2 protein-coding genes are annotated in these 4460 nt (G+C 45.6%); both read right to left on the reverse strand.

What is annotated here, in order from left to right; genetic code table 11:
- The coding region (locus HMPREF2904_RS12100; RefSeq protein ID WP_141751217.1) for an accessory Sec-dependent serine-rich glycoprotein adhesin at positions 1-3682 on the reverse strand (3682 nt) is incomplete at its 3' end.
- Positions 3683-3863: 181 nt separating this feature from the next.
- A partial coding sequence (locus tag HMPREF2904_RS12105; protein ID WP_141751216.1) for a MucBP domain-containing protein occupies positions 3864-4460 on the reverse strand: 597 nt, incomplete at its 5' end.

Genomic DNA, 4460 nt, shown 5'->3' on the forward strand with positions numbered 1-4460 from the left:
ATGCAGAGGCTGATTCAGACGCAGAGGCTGACTCAGACGTCGATGCTGATTCAGAGGCTGACACTGACTCAGACGTTGATACTGATTCAGATGTAGACACTGATTCAGAAGTTGACGCTGACTCAGACGCAGAAGCTGATTCGGATGTTGAGACTGACTCGGATGTTGACACTGACTCAGACGTTGATGCTGACTCGGACGCAGAGGCTGATTCAGAGGTTGAGACAGACTCGGATGCAGAAACCGACTCAGATGCTGAAACTGATTCTGATGTTGATTCAGACTCTGATGTCGAAACTGATTCAGATGTTGACAATGATTCGGAAGTCGAAACAGATTCAGATGTTGACACCGATTCAGACGTTGACAATGATTCGGATGCAGATGCCGATTCAGAGGTTGAGACTGATTCAGAGGCTGAAACTGACTCAGAGGTCGATGCCGACTCTGAGGTTGAAATTGACTCAGACGTAGATACAGATTCAGAGACTGAAACTGACTCAGAGGTCGAGACTGATTCTGAGGTTGACACTGATTCAGAAGCAGATACTGACTCGGACGATGAGACTAATTCTGACGTTGAAACCGACTCTGAGGTTGAGATTGATTCTGATGTAGAAACCGATTCTGACGCTGACTCGGACACTGACACAGATTCAGATGTAGACACTGATTCTGAGGTTGAAACTGACTCTGACGCCGACACCGATTCAGAGACTGAAACTGACTCGGATGTAGAGATTGATTCTGATGTAGAAACCGATTCAGAGGCTGACGCTGACTCAGATGTAGATGTCGACTCAGAGGCTGATTCAGAAGCAGACGCTGATTCTGACGTTGAAACCGACACCGAAGTAGAGGCTGATTGACTCTCTAATACGGAAGTGTTCAACGATGCTGATTTTCTAGTGGACTCACTCAAGGATACTGATGCAGACTCAGACTGCGATTGACTTACTGATTTTGAAGCCGACTCGCGAGTCGATTGACTTAGTGACTCTGATGCCGACTGTGAAAGCGATGCTGAAGCTGACTGACTCACTGAAACAGAGGCGCTCGTTGAAGCGGATTGAGATTGAGAAACCTCCTTGCTCAACGATTGACTGCGAGATAGACTTGCTTGAGCGGATGCACTTGCCGACGCTGATTGGCTTAGTGAAGCCGACAAACTTTGCGAGCGGACCGAGCTCAGTGACTGGCTCAATGAAACGCTCTGCTGAGCCGATACGCTCTGTGATTGCTTCGCACTTACAGACTGACTGATCGATTGTGAAGTCTTCGTAGATGCACTCTGACTGTTTGAGACAGACTGACTGTGATCGCTATCTGACAGTTTCACCGCTACAACATTGGTCGTACTATCTTTATAAGTAATGGTGACTGTACCATCGCTATTAACCGTATAGGATTTAATCCGGTTGGCTACCTCTGGGTTAACAGCCGACACAGCTGCAATCACCTTGCTCTTATCTGCATCTGTCAATGCAGTTAAACTCGTCACCTGAATAGTGCTTGTTGGCGCCACACCTGGCGTACGATCAGCGAGACGCCCTTGGGTAATCCGAATCTCACCCAAACCATTTGGACGGTTCATATTGGAGGCATTGTCAATAGCCGCGACGTTGCGTTGCCATGTATTTCGGTAGGTATGGTAAAGATCATCCTTCAAATGAATGGTCGTTGTGATGGTTGCAGGGTTCGCACTAGTAGCCGTAATATCTCCCGTGATAGGAGCAATATCACCTATTCCATACTGGCTGCCACCAAAGAAATTCCCGTTCAAAGCATTGTCGTTCAGATCCGCTCGTGCAACGACTTTCATTTCTTTCAACTTGCCACTGTCATCAGTAGCTGTAAAGGTCACAACCGCATCATCACCAGCGTAAATAGTATAATTCTTCCCACCACCTTCAAGAGGGGTTGATTTCGGTTCCACACCATTGACGGTCAACTTAGCCGTCACTTCAGGACGTGTGGCATCTGTTACAGCAACCATATTACTGGCATCGGAATAAACTGCATGATCACCATACAGAATGCGAGTCTTAGCTGTTACTCCACCCGTTTGCAAGGGAGCATTCGGTGTTACGATCGCTTGTCCAGAAGCATCCGCTACTGCTGTTCCGATTTCATCATCATTATTATACAAGACAACGGTCGATCCAGGCTCAGCACCGGTCACTGTTACAGGCGTTTGGGTGTAGGCTTTCTCCAGCAAGCGTGTCTCTACAGTAGGAGGTGCGAGACGTTGCACAGGCATGGTCACATCATTAGAAGTATTGTCCTTATAGGTAATGGTCACCACACCTGATGCTGAGACCGAGTACCCCTTGAAGTCTTTTGAAGTTGCAATATTCGGATTAGTAGCCTTAAAAGTTTCCCAAATCTTCTCTTTTTCAGCCTGGGCCAAGTTAGTGGTATCATTGACAAATGTCGCTGTCGTCACATCCGTAATCGGATTACGAATGCCATCATTTTGCGGCAAAACCTGGATTCGTAGCGTTCGTGTCACTGACTGCTTAGCCGTATTGGTCACTACAAAAGAAACATTATAAATTTTCCCAGGCGTTACAACCTCTGTCTGGCCAACAGTTCCCATGATATTAAAGGCAACTGCACTATTTTTCAGGGCCGATGTTTGCGGAACATTAATGCCATTCACACGATCACTACCAGAAGCGTAGCCAATGCTTTTAATACTATTTCGTGTAGGAATGGTTTCCACAACATTATAAGCCTGATTAATGTAATCAGAGTTATAGACAGAAATCAAGGCATTATTGGCAGGACCTAAATTATACTGAGGCGCACGGAGACTGGTATCAGCATCTATACGATTCCCGTTACGCGGATCTCGTTGGCCAGATGTTGCACGAAGCACCGCATTGACCAAGCGATTGCGTGCACTCTTAGCCTGGCTTTCCACGGCATCCATTTGGATTGCCGGATTGGATAAGCCTGTACGAATAGCTTCTAAAGCCAGATCTCCACTTTCAATAGCAGATTCTGTCCCAGGGATTTCCAAAGCCTGCGCACGATAGGTGTATAAATCCAAAGCCAAAACTTGCAGACGCTTCACCTGGTCTTCCGAGCGATTGTTTTGAGCCTCTGCTACTTTCTCACTCGTTTCAGAAGTAGCTACATGAATAGTATCATTCTCTGAGAGAGTGCTACTAGCAATTTCTGAAGTGGATGGACTCATTGATGCACTGACAACATGAGATTCGCTCACAGATACCGATTGAGATAGAGAAAGGCTGTCACTAGCTGACTCTGAAAATGAGATAGATTCACTTATAGAGTGACTGGCTGACACAGAGTCTGTGGTAGACGTCGTCCCCAAGACAAAGCTATCTTGTCCAACCACACCGGTCGACGGACTGATTTCTGATCCAACAGTCGCATTCATCTCATTTTCCTCAGCAAATACTGGATTGGCAACCGTTGTCGCCCCAGCCAACGCCCCTAGCACAACCATCCCTTTGACCAAATCCGCAGGCATAGAGTATGATGATGCTTCGTATTGAACCACGATCTTTTCATCTACACCACCTCGCATGACACGAAAAAGCCCTAGTTGCGAGATAGATGCCCTCACCCAATTCTTTCCTGATTTGATTAATTTATAACGCGTGATTCGCTCCGTTTCGCGAAAATCACCCTTCGAACGTTTGAAAAACATGTCCGCTCCTTAAAAATAAGATATCGAGCTATTATACACTAATTTTCCCCAAAAGTAACTAATTAAGACTAGTTTTTAACATAAAAAACAGCACACAAAAAGAGAACCCGAAGGTTCTCTTTTGGGATCCTTTTTCATTTCCCACATACCTGAAATGACCGAATCAAATTAGCTTAGAAGATTATTTTTCATCTTCTTTTTTGCGGCTTCCAAGTGCTGCAACCCCTGCAACCCCTGCAACTGCTCCAAGAAGAGCTGAAGCTACAGATCCTGTTTCACCAGTATTTGGAAGTTGTTCAAGAGCTGGAGCTGGTTGAGCTGGTTGCTCAGGAACTGGGTTCACTGGTGTATTAGGTGTTGGATCTACCGGTGTGTTTGGTGTTGGATCCATTGGTTTATTAGGTGTTGGATCTACCGGAGTATTTGGTGTTGGAGTTGGTGGCACTGGAGTGTTTGGTGTTGGAACGTTTGGAGTCTTCACAAGTTTGTAAACATAAGTAACGTTCTTATCACCTTCGATAACTTTACCAGTTGTTGGGTCTGTTGTTGTCAAGTGACCTTCACCGTCAACGTTACCTACTGGGTAGTTACCTTGTGGTACCAATTCATAGACTTTACCATCTGGAGTTACGATTGTCTTAGGACGGTTGTCCACAACTGTATCGTAATTTTTACCTACTGGTTGGTTAGATTCATCTGTAACAGAACGTTTGATAGTGTTACCATTTTCATCTACATAGTGAACGTAGACATTACCCTTAGGTTGAGTTGGTTCTTC

It is taken from the genome of Streptococcus sp. HMSC072G04 (genome assembly GCF_001813295.1).
GTDB lineage: Bacteria > Bacillota > Bacilli > Lactobacillales > Streptococcaceae > Streptococcus.